This is a genomic window from Stenotrophomonas sp. FW305-3-2-15-E-LB1 (genome assembly GCF_058787375.1).
Genome location: NZ_JBYSZR010000004.1, coordinates 138,080 through 153,346, shown reverse-complemented (window position 1 = coordinate 153,346; position 15,267 = coordinate 138,080). Strand labels below are relative to the sequence as shown.

Annotated in this window: 14 protein-coding genes; 6 read left to right on the top strand and 8 right to left on the bottom strand. The window is 69.9% G+C overall.

Going from position 1 to position 15,267, the window contains the following annotated elements; genetic code table 11:
* Nucleotides 1-54: 54 nt before the first annotated feature.
* The 5 genes from AC3WL7_RS05080 to AC3WL7_RS05060 all read right to left on the bottom strand — a co-directional run bounded on the left by AC3WL7_RS05080 (nt 55) and on the right by AC3WL7_RS05060 (nt 4,847).
* Nucleotides 55-1,011 carry an RDD family protein gene (locus AC3WL7_RS05080; protein WP_492749561.1) on the bottom strand — a complete coding sequence of 319 codons (957 nt, stop codon included), beginning with the start codon at nt 1,009-1,011 and terminating at the stop codon, nt 55-57.
* Between the two features lie 55 nt (nt 1,012-1,066).
* Entirely contained in the window at nt 1,067-1,801 is a 735-nt protein-coding gene (locus tag AC3WL7_RS05075) for a GYF domain-containing protein (protein WP_492749560.1), read from the bottom strand.
* A gap of 39 nt (nt 1,802-1,840) precedes the next feature.
* Nucleotides 1,841-2,314: a DUF494 family protein gene (locus AC3WL7_RS05070; RefSeq protein ID WP_079223647.1), complete on the bottom strand. Its 474-nt coding sequence runs from the start codon at nt 2,312-2,314 to the stop codon at nt 1,841-1,843.
* A 43-nt stretch (nt 2,315-2,357) separates the two neighbouring features.
* Entirely contained in the window at nt 2,358-3,491 is a 1,134-nt protein-coding gene (gene dprA / locus AC3WL7_RS05065; protein WP_492749559.1) for a DNA-processing protein DprA, read from the bottom strand.
* Nucleotides 3,492-3,719: 228 nt separating this feature from the next.
* Nucleotides 3,720-4,847 (bottom strand): LysM peptidoglycan-binding domain-containing protein, encoded by a 1,128-nt coding sequence (locus AC3WL7_RS05060; RefSeq protein WP_108747456.1) that lies wholly within the window; start codon nt 4,845-4,847, stop codon nt 3,720-3,722.
* 129 nt (nt 4,848-4,976) lie between these two features.
* Here AC3WL7_RS05060 and def point away from each other — a divergent pair, with 129 nt between their 5' ends.
* From def to AC3WL7_RS05035, 5 genes are all read left to right on the top strand, one after another.
* Nucleotides 4,977-5,489: a peptide deformylase gene (gene def, locus AC3WL7_RS05055; protein WP_079223642.1), complete on the top strand. Its 513-nt coding sequence runs from the start codon at nt 4,977-4,979 to the stop codon at nt 5,487-5,489.
* Nucleotides 5,490-5,610: 121 nt separating this feature from the next.
* Complete coding sequence (gene fmt, locus AC3WL7_RS05050; protein WP_200732495.1) at nt 5,611-6,534, top strand: methionyl-tRNA formyltransferase; 924 nt, start codon at nt 5,611-5,613, stop codon at nt 6,532-6,534.
* A gap of 4 nt (nt 6,535-6,538) precedes the next feature.
* Nucleotides 6,539-7,870 (top strand): 16S rRNA (cytosine(967)-C(5))-methyltransferase RsmB, encoded by a 1,332-nt coding sequence (rsmB, locus tag AC3WL7_RS05045; protein WP_492749558.1) that lies wholly within the window; start codon nt 6,539-6,541, stop codon nt 7,868-7,870.
* Between the two features lie 22 nt (nt 7,871-7,892).
* A complete protein-coding gene (locus tag AC3WL7_RS05040) occupies nt 7,893-9,608 on the top strand; it encodes an ArnT family glycosyltransferase (RefSeq protein ID WP_492749557.1) in 1,716 nt (571 codons plus the stop codon).
* Between the two features lie 95 nt (nt 9,609-9,703).
* Nucleotides 9,704-11,008 (top strand): O-antigen ligase family protein, encoded by a 1,305-nt coding sequence (locus AC3WL7_RS05035; protein WP_492749556.1) that lies wholly within the window; start codon nt 9,704-9,706, stop codon nt 11,006-11,008.
* Between the two features lie 173 nt (nt 11,009-11,181).
* Here the strand turns inward: AC3WL7_RS05035 and AC3WL7_RS05030 are convergent, their stop codons facing one another.
* The gene (locus AC3WL7_RS05030) at nt 11,182-11,988 is read right to left on the bottom strand and encodes a glycosyltransferase family 2 protein (protein ID WP_492749555.1); all 807 of its coding nucleotides are present in this window, start codon (nt 11,986-11,988) and stop codon (nt 11,182-11,184) included.
* Between AC3WL7_RS05030 and AC3WL7_RS05025 the strand changes: the two genes are divergently transcribed.
* The gene (locus tag AC3WL7_RS05025; protein WP_492749592.1) at nt 11,987-13,057 is read left to right on the top strand and encodes a CDP-glycerol glycerophosphotransferase family protein; all 1,071 of its coding nucleotides are present in this window, start codon (nt 11,987-11,989) and stop codon (nt 13,055-13,057) included. The genes AC3WL7_RS05030 and AC3WL7_RS05025 overlap by 2 nt on opposite strands.
* A gap of 116 nt (nt 13,058-13,173) precedes the next feature.
* Here the strand turns inward: AC3WL7_RS05025 and AC3WL7_RS05020 are convergent, their stop codons facing one another.
* A complete protein-coding gene (locus tag AC3WL7_RS05020; RefSeq protein ID WP_492749554.1) occupies nt 13,174-14,712 on the bottom strand; it encodes a PH domain-containing protein in 1,539 nt (512 codons plus the stop codon).
* A complete protein-coding gene (locus tag AC3WL7_RS05015) occupies nt 14,709-15,221 on the bottom strand; it encodes a PH domain-containing protein (RefSeq protein WP_295517874.1) in 513 nt (170 codons plus the stop codon). Before AC3WL7_RS05015 ends, AC3WL7_RS05020 begins: the two co-directional genes overlap by 4 nt.
* Between the last annotated feature and the right edge of the window lie 46 nt (nt 15,222-15,267).

The following is a 15,267-nucleotide window of genomic DNA, read 5'->3' as shown; positions in this document are numbered from 1 at the left end:
ACGGCGATTCCCCCGTCCCTCGTGCCCTGTCGTGGGCCGGGGCAGGGGGCGGGCTTACGACTGCCTGGCAGCCATCACCACGCTCATCACCATCAGGCCGGCATAGGCCAGCGCGGCCAGTATCGCCAGCACGATGACCACCAGGGTGACCGTGCCCAGTTCGTGGCGCTGGCGGTCCGGGTGGTCGGTGTAGGCCCATTTGTCCACCACCAGGGTGTCCGCGATCATGTCGTGCAGGCCCTGCTTCCGGGCGGTCATGCCGGCCATGAAGCCAGAGACGATGTAGGCCAGGCCACAGCTGAATACATAGGACAGGAACAGCGCGGCCCAGCGGCCCAGGCTGCGGCCGGTACCCAGGCGCTGGCCATCGGTGCGGACGACCTTGATGCCGACGGCCATCTTGCCCAGCGTGGCCTGGCGGGCGGAGGCGTGCATCATGGTGAAGTACACGGCCTGGATGACGGTCGGCAGCCCGTACACGCCCAGCACGATGAACAGCATCATGCCCGGGGAGCTTTCCGGCGAGTTGAGGTCGCCCATGAAAGCGGTCATGCCGCCGAACATCATCGCGCCGACCACGAACACCACGACCAGCACGCCGATCATCACCATGGAATCGATGGAGGCTGCGGCAAAGCGCTTCCAGAACCCGGCATAGACCACCTCGCCACCGGTCACCACCGTGGTGTCGGCATAGCCGCCTGCGGCGCTGGGGGCGCTGTAGGGCGAGCTGAGGGCGCCGGTACCCGGCAGCGGCGCGGTGCCGTTGTCGATGGCGGCATAGTCACCGCGCAGGTCGAAGCCGCCCGAGGCGGTGTTTTCGCTGGCGTCGGCCAGGGTCTGCAGGCCCAGCTCGTCCACCACCTGGCGCAGGGCGGCCCACTGGCCCATGCCCTCGCGCCACACCAGCGTGTCCAGAGTCAGCTGTCCGCGCTGGAAGCGCTGGCGGATCTCGGTGACCGGGAACGGTCCCTGGCGTTGCTGTCCTTCGGCAAAATACCACTCAGTCATTGCTGTCCCCTGTTGGGTCGTCCTTGGAAGTCATGCAGCCTGCGCTGCCGGCGGCTCAGCCGCGGCACTGCACGGGCAGGTATTTGTCGTCGCTTTCGCCGGTGCATTCCCAGCGGCCGCTTTCGCGGTCGTATTCCTGCCACAACAGGTCGCCGTCGATCGTCTTGCCGGGAACGGCCAGGGTGGCTTCGATGCCGCAATGGCCGTTGTTGAAGCGGCCGATGTGCACCGCCGACAGGCCCTGGCTGGCGAAGCTGCCCGCTTCGGGGAAGCCGGCGTCGTTGGCACCCGGGCAGCGGCCCTGGTCGTCGGCGAAGCGCTGCACCTGTTCCTTCAGCGGCTGCAGGGCGGTGACTGCACCGGCCACCTTGGCCTTGAGGGTGTAGTCGTTGTAGGCGGGCAGCGCGATCGCGGCGAGGATGGCCAGGATCGGCACCAGCACCAGCAGAGCAACGCCGCCGATGATGGCGGTCAGCGCGCAGCCGGACAGGCCCTTTTTGGGCGGTGGCAGGGTCGTGCTGGCGGCGCTGGCGCGGTAAGGCGCTTCCGGCGGCAGGATGGGCGGTTGCGGAGCGGCCGGCGGCGGCGGGGCACCGACCGGGGCGTCCACGGCCGGCACGATCAGGCCAAGTTCGTCGACCACGCTGCGCAGGGGCTGCCATTGCGGCAGCCCGTCGCGCCAGACCAGGGTGTCCAGGGTGATTTCGTTGCTGCGGAAAAGCTCGATCAACTGTTCCGCCGGCAACGGGCCTTGCTGGCGGTTGCCTTGGGCGTGAAACCACTCACTCACGGGGACGCTCCTGAATGCGCTCGGTCCCCAAGTGTAAGGTCAGTGCAGGGGTTCTGGCTCGTCCATGAACATCTGCGTTTCCATCCAGGCGTAGGCCGCTTCGGCGCCCGGCTGGTTGAACAGCACCATCAGCACGACCCACTTCAGGTCGTCCAGGTCCAGTTCGTCCTGGTCCAGGGCCATGGCACGGTCCAGCACCAGCTCGCGCTGGTCGGCGTCGAGGATGCCGTGCTGCTCCAAGTACAGCAGGAAGCCGCGGCATTCCACGTCCAGCTTGTCCAGCTCGGGGCCGTGGAAAACGCGCACGGGACCGTCGACCCGGGCCTGCGCCACGCTCGGCCGCTGGGCAGCCAGCGCGTCGAGCCAGTCGAAGGCCTTGTTGATCTCGGTGGGGCTGAAACCGGCCTGGATCAGGCCATTCTGCAGCGAGTCGCGGTCGCGGATCAGGTCCGCATCTTCGCTGAAATAGTGTTCAAACAGGTACAACAGTACGTCAAGGATGCTCTCTTTCATTGCCCCTCGGCCTGCGTCGGGCGACGCTGTGGAGGTGAAGAAACTAGGGAGTTCGACAGTAGCGGCCGTGTACGCACACCACGATTCCCGCCAGTTCCATGGCCAGCAGCATGGAGGACACCTCAGGCGCCGTCAATCCACAACGCGTGATCAATGAATCCATACCGCTTGGGTTGTGGTCCAGTGCCTGCCACAAGCTCTGGTAGTCAGGGTCGTTCGCCCACCGGTCCGGCAGGTCTGCCGGCGAAGCCTGTTCAGTGGGGGTGGCAAGGCGGCTTTGCAAGCCGGGCAGTTGCTGGCGCAGGGCAGGGGCCAGCAGCTCCAGCATGTCTTCGGGCCGCTCGATCAGGGCCACGCCTTCACGGATCAGCCGGTGGCAGCCGGCCGCGCGCGGGTTCAGCACCGAACCGGGCACTGCGCCGACCTCGCGCCCGGCCTCCGCCGCCAGGCGCGCGGTGATCAGTGCACCGGAGCGCTGCGCGGCCTCGATGACCACCGTGGCCAGGGCCAGCCCGGCCACCAGCCGGTTGCGTGCCGGAAACTGCCCCGCCCGCGCCGGGGTGCCCGGCGGGTACTCGCTCAGCACGGCACCTTCGTCGGCGATGCGGGCCTGCAGGCGGACATTGCCGGGCGGATAGGCCTGGTCCGGGCCGGTGCCGATGACCGCCACCGTACGCCCGCCCGCATCCAGCGCGGCGGCATGGGCGGCCGCATCAATGCCGGCCGCCAGGCCGCTGGTCACCGCCAGGCCGGCCTCGGCGAAGCAACCGGCAAAGCGGGCGGCGAGGGCGCGCCCGGTGGGCGTCGGCGAGCGGCTGCCGACCACCGCCACCGCGGGGTGCCAGGCCAGGCTGGCATCGCCAGCCACGAACAGGGCCAGTGGTGGCTGCGGGATGTCCTGCAGCAATGGCGGAAAGGCGGGATCGGCGCAACCCAGCAACTGCCGGCCCGGTTGGTGCAGCCAGCGCAGGGTGGTGGCCAGCGCTGCGGGGTCGGGCTGCTGCAGTGCTGCGCATTGTTCCGCCGAACAGCCATGGGCGCGCCAGCCGGCCACCCCCAGGGCGAGGGCGGCGTCGGCATTGCCGCTGGCCAGCAGCAGGGCGCGGCGTGGCGCCAGCGGGCCGCCGGCCAGGACCAGGCGGGCGAGGGCATCGGGGGCGGAGGTGGAATCAGGCATCGCCCGACTATCGGCCACGGGCGACGAAGGCGCCCTAGGGCGCCTTCGCATGTTGCTGTCAGGGGAGTCCGCCGAAGGCGGGTAGAGTCGACCGTTGGTCGACTGTCGCGGGCGGTTGGGAGAGCAGTCGACCAACGGTCGACTCTATCGGGGCCCGCCAGCTGGGTAGAGTCGACCGTTGGTCGACTACCGCAGACGGATCGAAGAGCAGTCGACCAACGGTCGACTCTACTTCGCGTCCGGGTGCTGGGCGCTGTAGCCCACCTTCACCGGCTTCACGCCCTGCATCACCAGCGCATAGCTGACGTTGTCGAAGGTGCGGAACACCATCGCGTGGGCGGCGTACTCGTCCGGCAGGCTGACCCGGCCCGCGCCGGTGGACGGCGAATCATCCATGCGCGAGGAATTCGGGTACTTCATGCGGTGGGCGACATGGCTGCCCTGGCGCCACAGCGAGAACACCGTGCCGTTGTCCACGCCCTGGCTGCGTCCGGCCGAGATGGCGATGACATCGCGCGGGCCGCCGGCATTGAACATGTCGGTCACGGCCAGCACGCGCACGTCCAGGCCTTCCAGGCTGGCCGCCGGCACATGCGGGAAGAACTGCAGGTCGTACGGCTGGGCTTCCACCGGGACCAGGCGGTCACCGGCGCGCACTTCGCGGCCGTTGGTGTTGGCGTCCAGCACCAGGGTGGAGGCTTCGGTCTTGCCGCCAGCCACCTTGGTCAGGGTGCCCAGGCCGACCTGGGCCAGTTCATAGCCCAGCACGCCGCGGCGGTGGTTGGGCGCGTTGTAGGCCTGCCACAAGTTGCCGCTGCCCGGGGTGACATCGCCGTTGGCGGTCAGGTCCTCGGTCGGCTTGGGCTGGCCGTAGCGCACGGTCGGGCGGACCACGGCCCAGCGCTGGCCCACCTGGGCATCGGCCAGGCGGACATACACGGTCTGGCCGCTGGTGGCGCGCAGGCGGTTATCTTCCAGGCCGGCCACGTAGGGCAGCTGGTCGATGCTGTCGACCACGCGCAGCTGCTTCAGGAAGGGTTCGACCTCCGAAAGCGGCACGCCGGTCACCGGGGCTTCCGTGCGCGGGCCGGGCTGGGCCGTCACGCGGTCCAGGTAGGCCAGGCTGAGCACGTCACCCGGGTAGATGAGGTGCGGGTTGGCGATCTGCGGATTGGCCTGCCAGATCTCGGGCCACAGCCAGGGTTTCTGCAGGAAACGTCCTGCGATGTCCCACAGCGTGTCCCCTTTGCGGACCACATAGGTGTCCGGGTGCCCGCCGTTCACTTCAACGGCGGTAGCATAGGCAGCCACGGTCAGCATCGCCGCAGCGACGACCGTACGAAAACGAAGCAACATAGGTGCGAAGCCCTGATTCCCCAACAGGTTCGCGCACTATAGTCCAGAAACCGGGGCGCAAGGCAAGCGTTGCAGATAGAATCTGCGACGTATGCCGGCGTATCCCCGGCCCCCAACCCGGAAACAGCCATGGCCCTGCTCCCCATTCTTGAGTTCCCCGATCCGCGCCTGCGTACCAAGGCTGCGTTGATCGATGCCGCCGAGGTCACCACCCCGGCCTTCCAGACCCTCATCGACGACATGTTCCAGACCATGTACGACGCCCCGGGCATCGGCCTGGCTGCCAGCCAGGTGGACGTGCACAAGCGCTTCATGGTCATCGACGTGAGCGAAGAGAAGAACGAACCGCGGGTGTTCATCAACCCGGAAATCGTCGCCAAGGACGGGGGCCAGGTGTACCAGGAAGGCTGCCTGTCGGTGCCCGGCATCTTCGCCGACGTGACCCGCGCCGATTCCATCACGGTGAAGTTCCTGGACCGCCAGGGGCAGCCGCAGGAGCTGAGCACCGACGGCCTGCTGGCCGTGTGCGTGCAGCATGAGATGGACCACCTGGACGGCAAGCTGTTCATCGATTACCTGTCGCCGCTGAAGCGCGAAATGGTCCGCAAGAAGCTGGCCAAGCAGCGCAAGCACGTCGCCTGACCGCCATCGCGGGCCGCCCTTCACGGCGGCCCCTGCCTGCGCTTCCGGCGCGGGCTGTACGGCGCCGGTCGACGGCGCCGTTGTTCTTTCTGCACGAATCCATCCTGCAAGTGGGGTAGCCATGAGGATTGTCTTTGCCGGTACGCCGGAATTCGCGGTGTCGTCGCTGCGTGCGGCCGCGCGCCATCACGAGGTCGTGGCCGTCTACACCCAGCCCGACCGCCCGGCCGGCCGTGGCCGTGGCCTGGCGCCGTCGCCGGTCAAGCTCGAAGCGGTCGCCCGTGGCATTCCCGTCTACCAGCCGGAGACCCTGAAGGACGAGGCCGCCCAGCAACAGCTGCGTGACCTGCAGCCGGACCTGATGGTGGTGGTGGCCTACGGCCTGATCCTGCCCCGCGCCGTGCTGAACATCCCGACCCACGGCTGCTGGAACGTGCATGCCTCGCTGCTGCCGCGCTGGCGTGGCGCCGCGCCGATCCAGCGCGCGATCCAGGCCGGCGATGCCACCACCGGCGTGTGCCTGATGCAGATGGAAGCGGGCCTGGATACCGGCCCCGTGCTGCTGCACCAGGAGCTGGCCATTGCCGCCACCGCCACCGGTGGCGACCTGCATGACTCGCTGGCCGCGCTGGGCGCGCAGGTGCTGTCCGATGGCCTGGGCCTGCTGCGCGCGGGCATCAAGCCGATCGCGCGGCCGCAGCCGGCAGAGGGCGTCACCTACGCACACAAGCTGGACAAGGCCGAAGCGAAGCTGGACTGGGCGCAGGACGCGCAGGCACTGGCGCGCACCGTGCGTGCGTTCAACCCGTGGCCGATCGCCGAAGCGCAACTGGCCGGCGAGCGCGTGCGCATCCATGGCGCCGTGGCACTGGATCTGGCCCACGGCCAGGCCCCGGGCACCGTGCTGGCCGCCGGCCGCGAAGGCATCGACATTGCCTGCGGGCAGGGCGCCCTGCGCTTGCGCGTACTGCAGCGCGAGGGCGGCAAGGCGATCACCGCCGCCGACTACCTCAATGCGCGCCGCGACCTGCGCGTGGGAGCGTAAGCCGGTGTCGAAGCAGAACGATTTCTCCATTGCCAAGGCCGCGCCGGGCGCTGCGACCCGCATGCTGGCCGCCCGCGTGCTGGCCCAGGTGTTCACCCGTGGCCGTTCGCTGAAGGCCGAACTGGCCTGGGCCCTGCCCAAGCTGGCCGATACCCGTGACCGCGCGCTGCTGGAAGCCCTGTGCTTCGCCGTGCTGCGCCGTCGCAGCACCTATGACGCCGCGCTGCAGGCGTGGATGCAGAAGCCGCTGTCGGCGCGCGATGCCGACCTGCGCACCCTGCTGATGGTCGGTTTCGCCCAGCTGGACGTGCTGGAACTGCCGGCCCATGCGGCGCTGTCGGCCACCGTCGACGCCGCGCGCGCGCTGGGCCGCGAGCGCCAGGCCGGCCTGGTCAACGCCATCCTGCGCCGTGCGCAGCGCGAAGGCTTCCCCGAACAACCTGCGCGCGACGCGTTCCCGGCCTGGCTGGCCGAGGCGGTCGAGCGCGACTGGCCGCAGCAGGCCGAGGCGATCTTCAGCGCCAGCCTGCAGCCGGCCCCGCTGTGGCTGCGCGCCAACCGCCAGCTCGGTGGCCGCGACAAGGCGCTGGCCGCACTGGCCGAGGCCGGCATTGCCGCCGAGGCCAGCCCGCTGAGCGCCGATGCGCTGCGCCTGGCTGTGGCCAGCCCGGTCAACCAGCTGCCGGGGTTTGCCGAAGGCGCGTTGTCGGTGCAGGACCTGTCGGCGCAGTGCGCGGCCGATGCGCTGGCGCCGCCGGCCGGTGCGCGGGTGCTGGACGCCTGTGCCGCCCCCGGTGGCAAGTCGGCGCACCTGCTGGAACGCGACCCGAGCCTGCGCCTGCTGGCGCTGGACATCGATGCGCGGCGCCTGGCCCGGGCCAAGGACACCTATGCGCGCACCGGCGTGGGCGAGCACGTGCAGACCCAGGTGGCCGACGCCAGCGATACCGCGGCCTGGTGGGATGGCACCCCGTTCGACGCCATCCTGCTGGATGCCCCGTGTTCGGCCACCGGCGTCATCCGCCGCCAGCCGGACGTGATGTTCCACCGCCGTGCCGAGGACGTCGAGGCGCTGGTGGGGGTGCAGGCGCGCCTGCTGGAAGCCTGCTGGGCGATGCTCCGCCCCGGCGGCGTGCTGCTGTATGCCACCTGTTCCATCCTGCGCGCGGAGAACGTGGACCAGGTGCGCGCCTTCCTGAAGTGGCACCCGGATGCCCAGGCGGCGCCGCTGGATGACGCTTTCGGCCTGGACTGCGAGGGCATCGCCCGCCAGCGCCTGCCCGGTGAAGACGATGCTGACGGATTCTTCTACGCGCGTCTGCTAAAAACAGCCTGACCTCTCCGCTGTCCAAGTCCTCATGCTGAAAACCCGCGCGTCACGCGAGACGTGGTTGTTCGTAGTGATGGCCCTGCTGGTGCTTGGCGCAGGGCTCGGCTTGCGCGACCCTTGGCCGTCGGACGAGCCACGTTTCGCGCTGGTCGCCAAGCAGATGGTGGACAGCGGCCAGTGGCTGTTCCCGCACCGGGGGCTGGAGCTGTATTCGGACAAGCCGCCCATGCTGATGTGGTGGCAGGCCACCCTCTACAGCGTGATCGGCAACTGGCGGGTGGCCTTCCTGCTGCCCTCGCTGATCGCCGCGCTGGGCACCCTGTGGTGCGTGGTCGACCTGGGCCGGCGGCTGTGGACGCGCCGGGTCGGCCTGTACGCCGGCTGGGCGCTGCTGTTCGCGCTGCAGTTCACCTTCCAGGCCAAGAAGGCGCAGATCGACCCGCTGCTGGTGCTGTTCATCACCCTGGCCAACTACGGGCTGCTGCGCCACCTGCTGCTGGGGCCGGCCTGGCGCTGGTGGTGGGCGGGCTGGTTCTTCGCCGGCATCGGGGTCATCACCAAGGGCGTGGGCATGCTCGCGCTGCTGATGATCCTGCCGGCGGCGATCGCCTCGGCACGGCACTGGCCGCGGGTGCGCCTGCATGCGCGCGACCTGCGTTTCTGGCTGGCGCCGCTGGCCTTCGTGCTGGCCGCCGCGTTGTGGCTGGTGCCGATGGTGATGACCGCGCTGGCGACGAAGTCGGGCGAGTACCAGGCCTACCTGGATGACATCCTGTTCCGGCAGACGGCCAAGCGCTACACGCAGTCGTGGGATCACCACCAGCCGTGGTGGTACTTCCTGGGCACGATGCCATCGATGTGGATACCGGCGTTCCTGGCCCTGCCGTGGGCGATCCCGGCGTGGCGGCGGCGCCTGCAGCGGCGCGATGCACGCTACCTGCTGCTGCTGGGCTGGTGGCTGCTGATCGTGCTGTTCTTCTCCATTCCGCACGGCAAGCGCGACGTCTACATCCTGCCCACGCTGCCGATGTTCTGCCTGGCCCTGGCGCCCCTGATACCGGGGCTGCTGCGCCGGCGCGACGTCCAGCGGCTGCTGGGCGGCTTCACCCTGCTGCTGGCGCTGGGCACCCTGGCCGCCGGCGCGTCGGCCCTGCTCGGCACGCCCGGTTTCGAGGCAAGGCTGGTGCTGGAGCGTGGCCTGGCCTCGGGGGCGATGGAGGCAATGGCGTGGGCGGCGCTGGCCATGGGCGGTGCCGGCATTGCCAGCCTGCTGCTGTTCGGCCCGGCCCGGCGGCACCTGGCGCTGGTCTCGATGCTGGCCGTGGTGTGGGTGCTGTACAGCCTGGTCGGCTACCCGGTGCTGAATGATTCCAGCTCGGCCCGCGGCCTGATGCGCTCGGTCGGGGCGCGCATCGGTGCCGATGCGGAGCTGGGCCTGGTGGCCTGGAAGGAACAGAACCTGCTGATGGTGGACCGCCCGGCAGCAACCTTTGGTTTCACCGTGCCCTGGCATGAGCAGCTGCAGGCGGGGGTGCAGTGGCAACAATTGTCGCCGCAGCGGCGCTGGCTGCTGGTCCAGGAGGATACGCTGCTGGGCTGCGTGGACCGCGACGGGGCGGTGCTGGCCGGTGTCGCCAACCGTCGCCGTTGGTGGTTGGTACCGGCCGGAGCGGTGCATGGCCCCTGCGTACCGACCGAAGCCGAACTGAAACGTGAACGGCGGTTGCAGAGAAACGAGCAATAACGTGGCGGCTGGATTGTCCAGACTGCCCAAGCGTGCACAAAGGCAGTAAAACATCAGGCGGGCGGTCTGCGACATGGGCCGCCGTTTTCTTCCGCATGACCGCAGCGATCAATCCCGACGTGCCAGCTTCACCGGACAACCTGAGCCCCACCCGCGCCGAGCCGTTGCCCGCGCCTGCCGGCGGTCGCCTTGGCGCTGCGCACTGGATCGCGCAGATCGGCCTGTTCTGCATGCCGGCGCTGGTACTGACCGTACCGGTGAACCTGTTGCCGTATGCGTTGACCCTGCTGGTCAGCACGCTGCTGGCGCCGGAGCTGCTGTGGCGCGCGCGGGGCATGGGCGGCACGCCCGTGCGCGCGCTGACCGCGCTGATGCTGGCGGCGGTGGCGCTGGGCCTGCTGTCGGTGCTGCTGTTCGAGCAGGGCCTGCGTGATGTCGACAACCGTTCGCGGTTCCTGGTCATCCCGTGGATCGCGCTGTGGGTCTGTGCGCTGCGCCCGGACCTGCGCTGGCTCTGGCGCGGTGCGCTGGCCGGCCTGCTGGGCAGCTTCGTGCTGTCGCTGGTGCAGGTGCTGCAGGGCGCGCCGCGTGCCGAGCTGACCACCAATGCCATCGTGCTGGCCGACATCGTGGTCATGCTGATGGTGCTGCTGGTGTTCTGCCGCCCGTCGCGACGCTGGTCGCTGGTGATTGTCGGCATGGCGGCCGGCTGCGGCACGATCGTGCTGACCGGCAGCCGCGGCGTCTTCGCTGCATTGCTGGCGCTGCTGGTGGTCCTCGCCCTGAGCCTGCGCTGGCGGACCGGCGTGGCCCGCCTGTCGGTGCTGGCGGGCATGCTGGCCATCGGCGCCACCCTGCTGCTGTCGGTGCCCGAACTGCGCCACCAGGTGCGCCTGACCGAACTGCACAGCGATGTGCAGAAGCTGGAGCAGGGCGACGTCGATTCCTCTGCCGGTGCGCGTGTCGAGCGCCTGCAGGTGGCCTGGCAGACCTTCCTCGACCATCCGCTGACCGGTGTTGGAATCGGCCACTTCGACGGCGCCATGCAGCGCGTGCCGGCCTGCCGCGAAGACCCCGCCGAAGTGCGCTGCCACCTGGGCCATGCACACAACGACGTGGCCGAATGGGCGGCGACCCAGGGCCTGCCCGGCCTGCTGATGCTGATCGCGGTGTACGGCGTGCCACTGTGGGTGTTCGTCCATCTGCACCGGCGCAGCGGGCGGGTCACTTTCCGCGGGCCGGCGGCGGCGGGCGTGATGATCGTCATTGCCTACGCGTTGTGCGGGCTGACCCAGTCGATGTTCGCCCACCAGATGACGGCCAGTTTCTACGTGACCATCGTCGGCCTGCTGACCGGCCTGTCGCTGCTGGAAGGCGCACGGCACCGGGCGAAGGCCTGACGGGGGTTCTGCGGTGGTGGGTGCCGACCGTTGCGCTCATCCACGCATGGCGTGGATCTACTGGTAGGTGCCGACCGTTGGTCGACACGGATGCGCGGCGGGGACCCGGTAGCGCCGGGCCATGCCCGGCGAAGTAGAACCACGCCATGCGTGGATGGGGCATGCCCCGTGGATCATTCGCTGCGCGGGTCGGCCACGGCCTGGCCGTTGCCCAGCATCCACAGCATGATGGTCTTCTGCCGCACGTAGTTGGCGCGCACGTAGGCGTAGACCAGGCCGTGCCAGCCATCGCGGAAGCCACCGCGGAACACGAAGCCGCGCCAGAACCGCCAGGCCGGCGCCAGCACCAGCTTGCCCAGCGTGGCCCGCTTGCCGCGTGCAAATTCGTGCTCGGCCATCATCCGCGCGTACTTCTCGGTCTTGGCCAGCTGCTGCTGCAGCGAGCGGTAGGGGTAGTGGATGAGATCACCGCGCAGGGTGCCGACGCTGCCATCGACGCTGGCCGCTTCGTGGATCTCGCGCTTGCCGCGCCAGCCACCCTGGCGGCGGTCGAACAGGCGCATCACCCGGTCCGGGTAGGCGTTGCCGTGGCGCAGGAACTTCCCGAAGTACTCCGAGAGGCGGGCGAAGCGGTAGCCGGCGTGGCCGCTGAAACCGCCGTCGCGGGCCTGCTCGATGGCCGTGCGCAGTTCCGGGCTGACGCGCTCGTCGGCGTCCAGGCACAGCACCCAGTCGTGGCGGGCCTGCTCGACGCAGAACGCCTTCTGGCTGCGGAAACCGTCGAACGGGCGTTGCAGCACGCGGGCGCCGGCGGCCTCGGCAATCGCCACGGTGGCATCGGTGGACTGCGAGTCCACCACCACGATCTCATCGCAGAAGGCCAGCGAGGCCAGGCAGTCGCCGATGCGCCCGGCCTCGTTGAACGCGATAATGCACGCCGAGATGCGAGGCCGTTCGATGGGAGCGGTCGTGGAGGACATGATGGCCGGGTACCTGTTGTTTGCGACGGAGCGCTATGCGCTGCCTATTCTCGCCCCGTTGGCGCAGGCCTTGCACGCGTCCGGGCAGGAGGTGGCCGCCTGGTTCGAGGGCGGCGCGGCTGGCAGCAGCCTGCCCGGGGTGCCCAGCATCGGCCTGAAGCAGGCCCTGGCGATGCGCCCGCGCGCGGTGTTCAGCGCCGCCAACTGGGTGCCGACCTTCCTCGCCGGGGCCAAGGTGCAGCTGTTCCATGGCTTCAACGTGGAGAAGCGGGACAGTGCACGTGGCCACTTCCGGGTGCGCGGCATGTTCGACCTGTACTGCACGCAGGGGCCGGCCACCACCGCGCCGTTCCGGCAGATCGCCGATCAGCAGGGGCACTTCGCGGTGGCCGAAACCGGCTGGCCGAAGCTGGATCCGCTGTTCCGCGACGATGGTGGCGAGAGTGCCGCGCTGCGTGCGCCGGCCGGCGGGCGTCCGGTCATCCTGTTCGGCTCGACGTTCACCGAGCGCCTGAGTGCGGCCCCGCACCTGCTGGCGCCGATCGCCGCCGATATCGCCGCCGGTGAGCGCTACTGGCTGCTGACCCTGCACCCCAAGTGCCCGCCGGAACTGTTCGAGCGCTACCGCGCGCTGGCCGGTGCCAATGCGCGCTTCATCGAGCCGGAACAGGTGATGGCCGCCCAGCGTGCGGCCGACGTGCTGGTGTCGGATACCTCGTCGATCGTTTCGGAGTTCATCGTCCAGCACAAGCCGGTGGTGACCTTCCGCAACCGCGTGCCCAAGCCGCACATGATCGACTTCGATGATGCGGCGCAGCTGCCGGCGCAGCTGCCGGCGATGCTGCAGCGCGCGCTGCACCCGGAGGCGGCGCTGCAGGCGGAGATCGTGCGTTATGCCGATGCCATCCACCCGTTCCGCGATGGCCGCTCCAGCGAGCGGGTGATCACCGCGACCGAGGATTTCCTGTCCGGCGAAATGGGCGCCCTGCGGCGCAAGCCGTTCGGCAGCTGGATGCGTGACCTGCAGATCCGCAAAGACCTGGGGTACTGGGGCCCGTCGCAGCGGTGATGGGGTAGAGTCGACCGTTGGTCGACTGCTCTCCATCAATTGTCCGGAAACCTCGCGCTGCGCGCGATAGTCGACCAACGGTCGACTCTACCGGCGGGTGTCCATGTACCCCGCCGTCACCAGCGCAGCTTGCGCCGCGCGAGCGCTGCGGCCAGCTGCTCCATCACCTGTTGTGCCTGCGCCTGCGGCAGGTAGTTCAGCGCCAGCGCCACATCGCCATGGGCACCGGCCGTGTCCAGCTGCAGGCTGGCGGTGCCCAGCAGCTTGTCCAGCGGCGAGCGCTGCAGGCGCAGGCCCTGCACCTTGTCCAGTTCGGCCCAGCGCCACCAGCGCTGCCACCAGCCGCCGCGCACGGCCACGAACTGGTCATCCAGATGCCAGCCCATGCGCGCCATCTGCCGATGCGCCACCAGCAGCGCCACCGGCAGCCAGGCCAGCACCAGCAGCCCCCAGGGGCCCCAGCGCCAGTACGCAGCGGCCGCCAGCAACGGCACCAGCACCAGGCTGCCCAGGCTCAGCCGCCACCAGCCGCGCTGCGGCAAAGCTTGCCACTGTGCCGGCGGCCACTGCAGTTGCGGCAGCAGGTGCTGCACCAACCCTTCGCAGGTGGTGGCCGCGGCCAGCGGCGCCAGCTCGCGCAGGGCGCGGTCGTCATCGCGTGCGGGGCCGGCGGCGGCGCTGTCGATGCGCAGTTGGCGCAGGCCGAACCAGCGCTGCAGCGTGCCTTCGCGCAGGGTCCATGCCTGGATGCGGCGCCGCGCCACGCTGCTGCGGGTGCGGCTGAGCAGGCCCGTGGACACCGTCAGCCGGCGTTCGCGCTCGCTCAGGGTGAAGCCGTGGTAGCGCAGCACGGTCAGCACCACCGACAGCACGCGCAGCCCCAGCCAGCCCAGCAGCAGGGCGGCGGCCACCAGCAGCAGCGTGCCGGTCAGGCCCGCGTGCAGGTGGCTGACGTAACCGAAGGCCTGGCGGCCACCGCGCTGGAGGGCGTCGTCCATCATCGGCCGTGGCACGGTCTGGAACAGCACGCCGACGGCGGCCGCGGCCAAGGCCCAGCCACGGTTGGAAAGCAGGCCCATGCGCAGCACGTCCCACGCCGACAGGCGCAGCAGCACGCGCTCATCCTCGTCGCCGGCGCTGTCCTGCGCTGCATCGCCAGCCACGGCCTGCGGCGCCTGGCCGCGCTGGCGAACCAGCCGTTCCAGCGCCAGCGCCTGGTCCAGCTTCAGTACGCGCATCTCCGCTTCCGGGCGCACGCCACCGGCCGATTCCAGGCGCAGCTCCGCCACCCCGAACAGGCGGTGCAGCGGGTTCTGCCGCACCTCCACGTTGTGGATGCGGGCGAAGGGAATCTCGCGGCGGTTGCGCGACAGCAGGCCGCTGCGCACGGTGATCGCATCACTGCCGATGCGGTAGCGGTAGCTGAGGTACTGCAGCACCGAGACCAGTACCAGCACGGCAATGGCCGACAGCGGAACCAGTTGTGCCCACATCGGGTCGCGGTCGCCGCGCTGGCCGAACACCAGCAGCGCCACCAGCGGCAGCAGGTAATGGCGCAGCTGCATCAGCAGCACGAACAGCCACGACCAGGGATGCAGGCGATGCTCCTGGCCATCGCCGGGCAGCGCAGGCGGCAGGGACGGCGGCAGGCTCACAGCGCGTCGGCGTCCTGGTCGAGCTGGTGCGCGAGGGTGTCGCGCAGGCGCTCGGCATCGGCCTCGTCCAGGCCGCTGACGGTCACCGCGCTCAGGCGCGTACCGGCCGTGTGCACGATCAGCGTGGCCAGCCCGGCGCGGCGTTCCAGCGGCCCACGGCGCAGGTCCAGGTGCTGCACGCGGGAGATGGGGATGCGGGTTTCCAGCTGCCACATCAGGTCGCGGCGCAGGCCCAGGCCCTGGGCATCCAGCCGCCAGCGCGTACGGGTCATCCGCCGGTGGCCGAGCCAGGCGCCGAACGCAAGGCCCGCCAGCAGGCCGACCGATGCACCCCACAGGCCACCGGGCAGATCGAAGAACCACCAGGCGGCGGCCAGTGGCGCGCCGGGCACGAACAGGCCGCCAAAGGCGCCCCCCAGCGCCGCCAGGCGGGCGGCGCGCAGCGGCAGCGGTTGCCAGTGGTCCAGGTGGTCCAGGTGCGGCGATGCAGGCGAAGGCAGTTCGGTCACGCGGTGTCCGTCGGGCAGCGGGGCAGGGCGGTGGTGGCTGTGGCCA

Coding starts and splice junctions, on each gene's coding strand:
- AC3WL7_RS05080 (WP_492749561.1), bottom strand. CDS start 1,011: ATGACTGAGTGGTATTTTGCCGAAGGACAGCAACGCCAGGGACCGTTC.
- AC3WL7_RS05070 (WP_079223647.1), bottom strand. CDS start 2,314: ATGAAAGAGAGCATCCTTGACGTACTGTTGTACCTGTTTGAACACTAT.
- dprA (WP_492749559.1), bottom strand. CDS start 3,491: ATGCCTGATTCCACCTCCGCCCCCGATGCCCTCGCCCGCCTGGTCCTG.
- AC3WL7_RS05060 (WP_108747456.1), bottom strand. CDS start 4,847: ATGTTGCTTCGTTTTCGTACGGTCGTCGCTGCGGCGATGCTGACCGTG.
- def (WP_079223642.1), top strand. CDS start 4,977: ATGGCCCTGCTCCCCATTCTTGAGTTCCCCGATCCGCGCCTGCGTACC.
- fmt (WP_200732495.1), top strand. CDS start 5,611: ATGAGGATTGTCTTTGCCGGTACGCCGGAATTCGCGGTGTCGTCGCTG.
- AC3WL7_RS05040 (WP_492749557.1), top strand. CDS start 7,893: ATGCTGAAAACCCGCGCGTCACGCGAGACGTGGTTGTTCGTAGTGATG.
- AC3WL7_RS05035 (WP_492749556.1), top strand. CDS start 9,704: ATGACCGCAGCGATCAATCCCGACGTGCCAGCTTCACCGGACAACCTG.
- AC3WL7_RS05025 (WP_492749592.1), top strand. CDS start 11,987: ATGATGGCCGGGTACCTGTTGTTTGCGACGGAGCGCTATGCGCTGCCT.
- AC3WL7_RS05030 (WP_492749555.1), bottom strand. CDS start 11,988: ATGTCCTCCACGACCGCTCCCATCGAACGGCCTCGCATCTCGGCGTGC.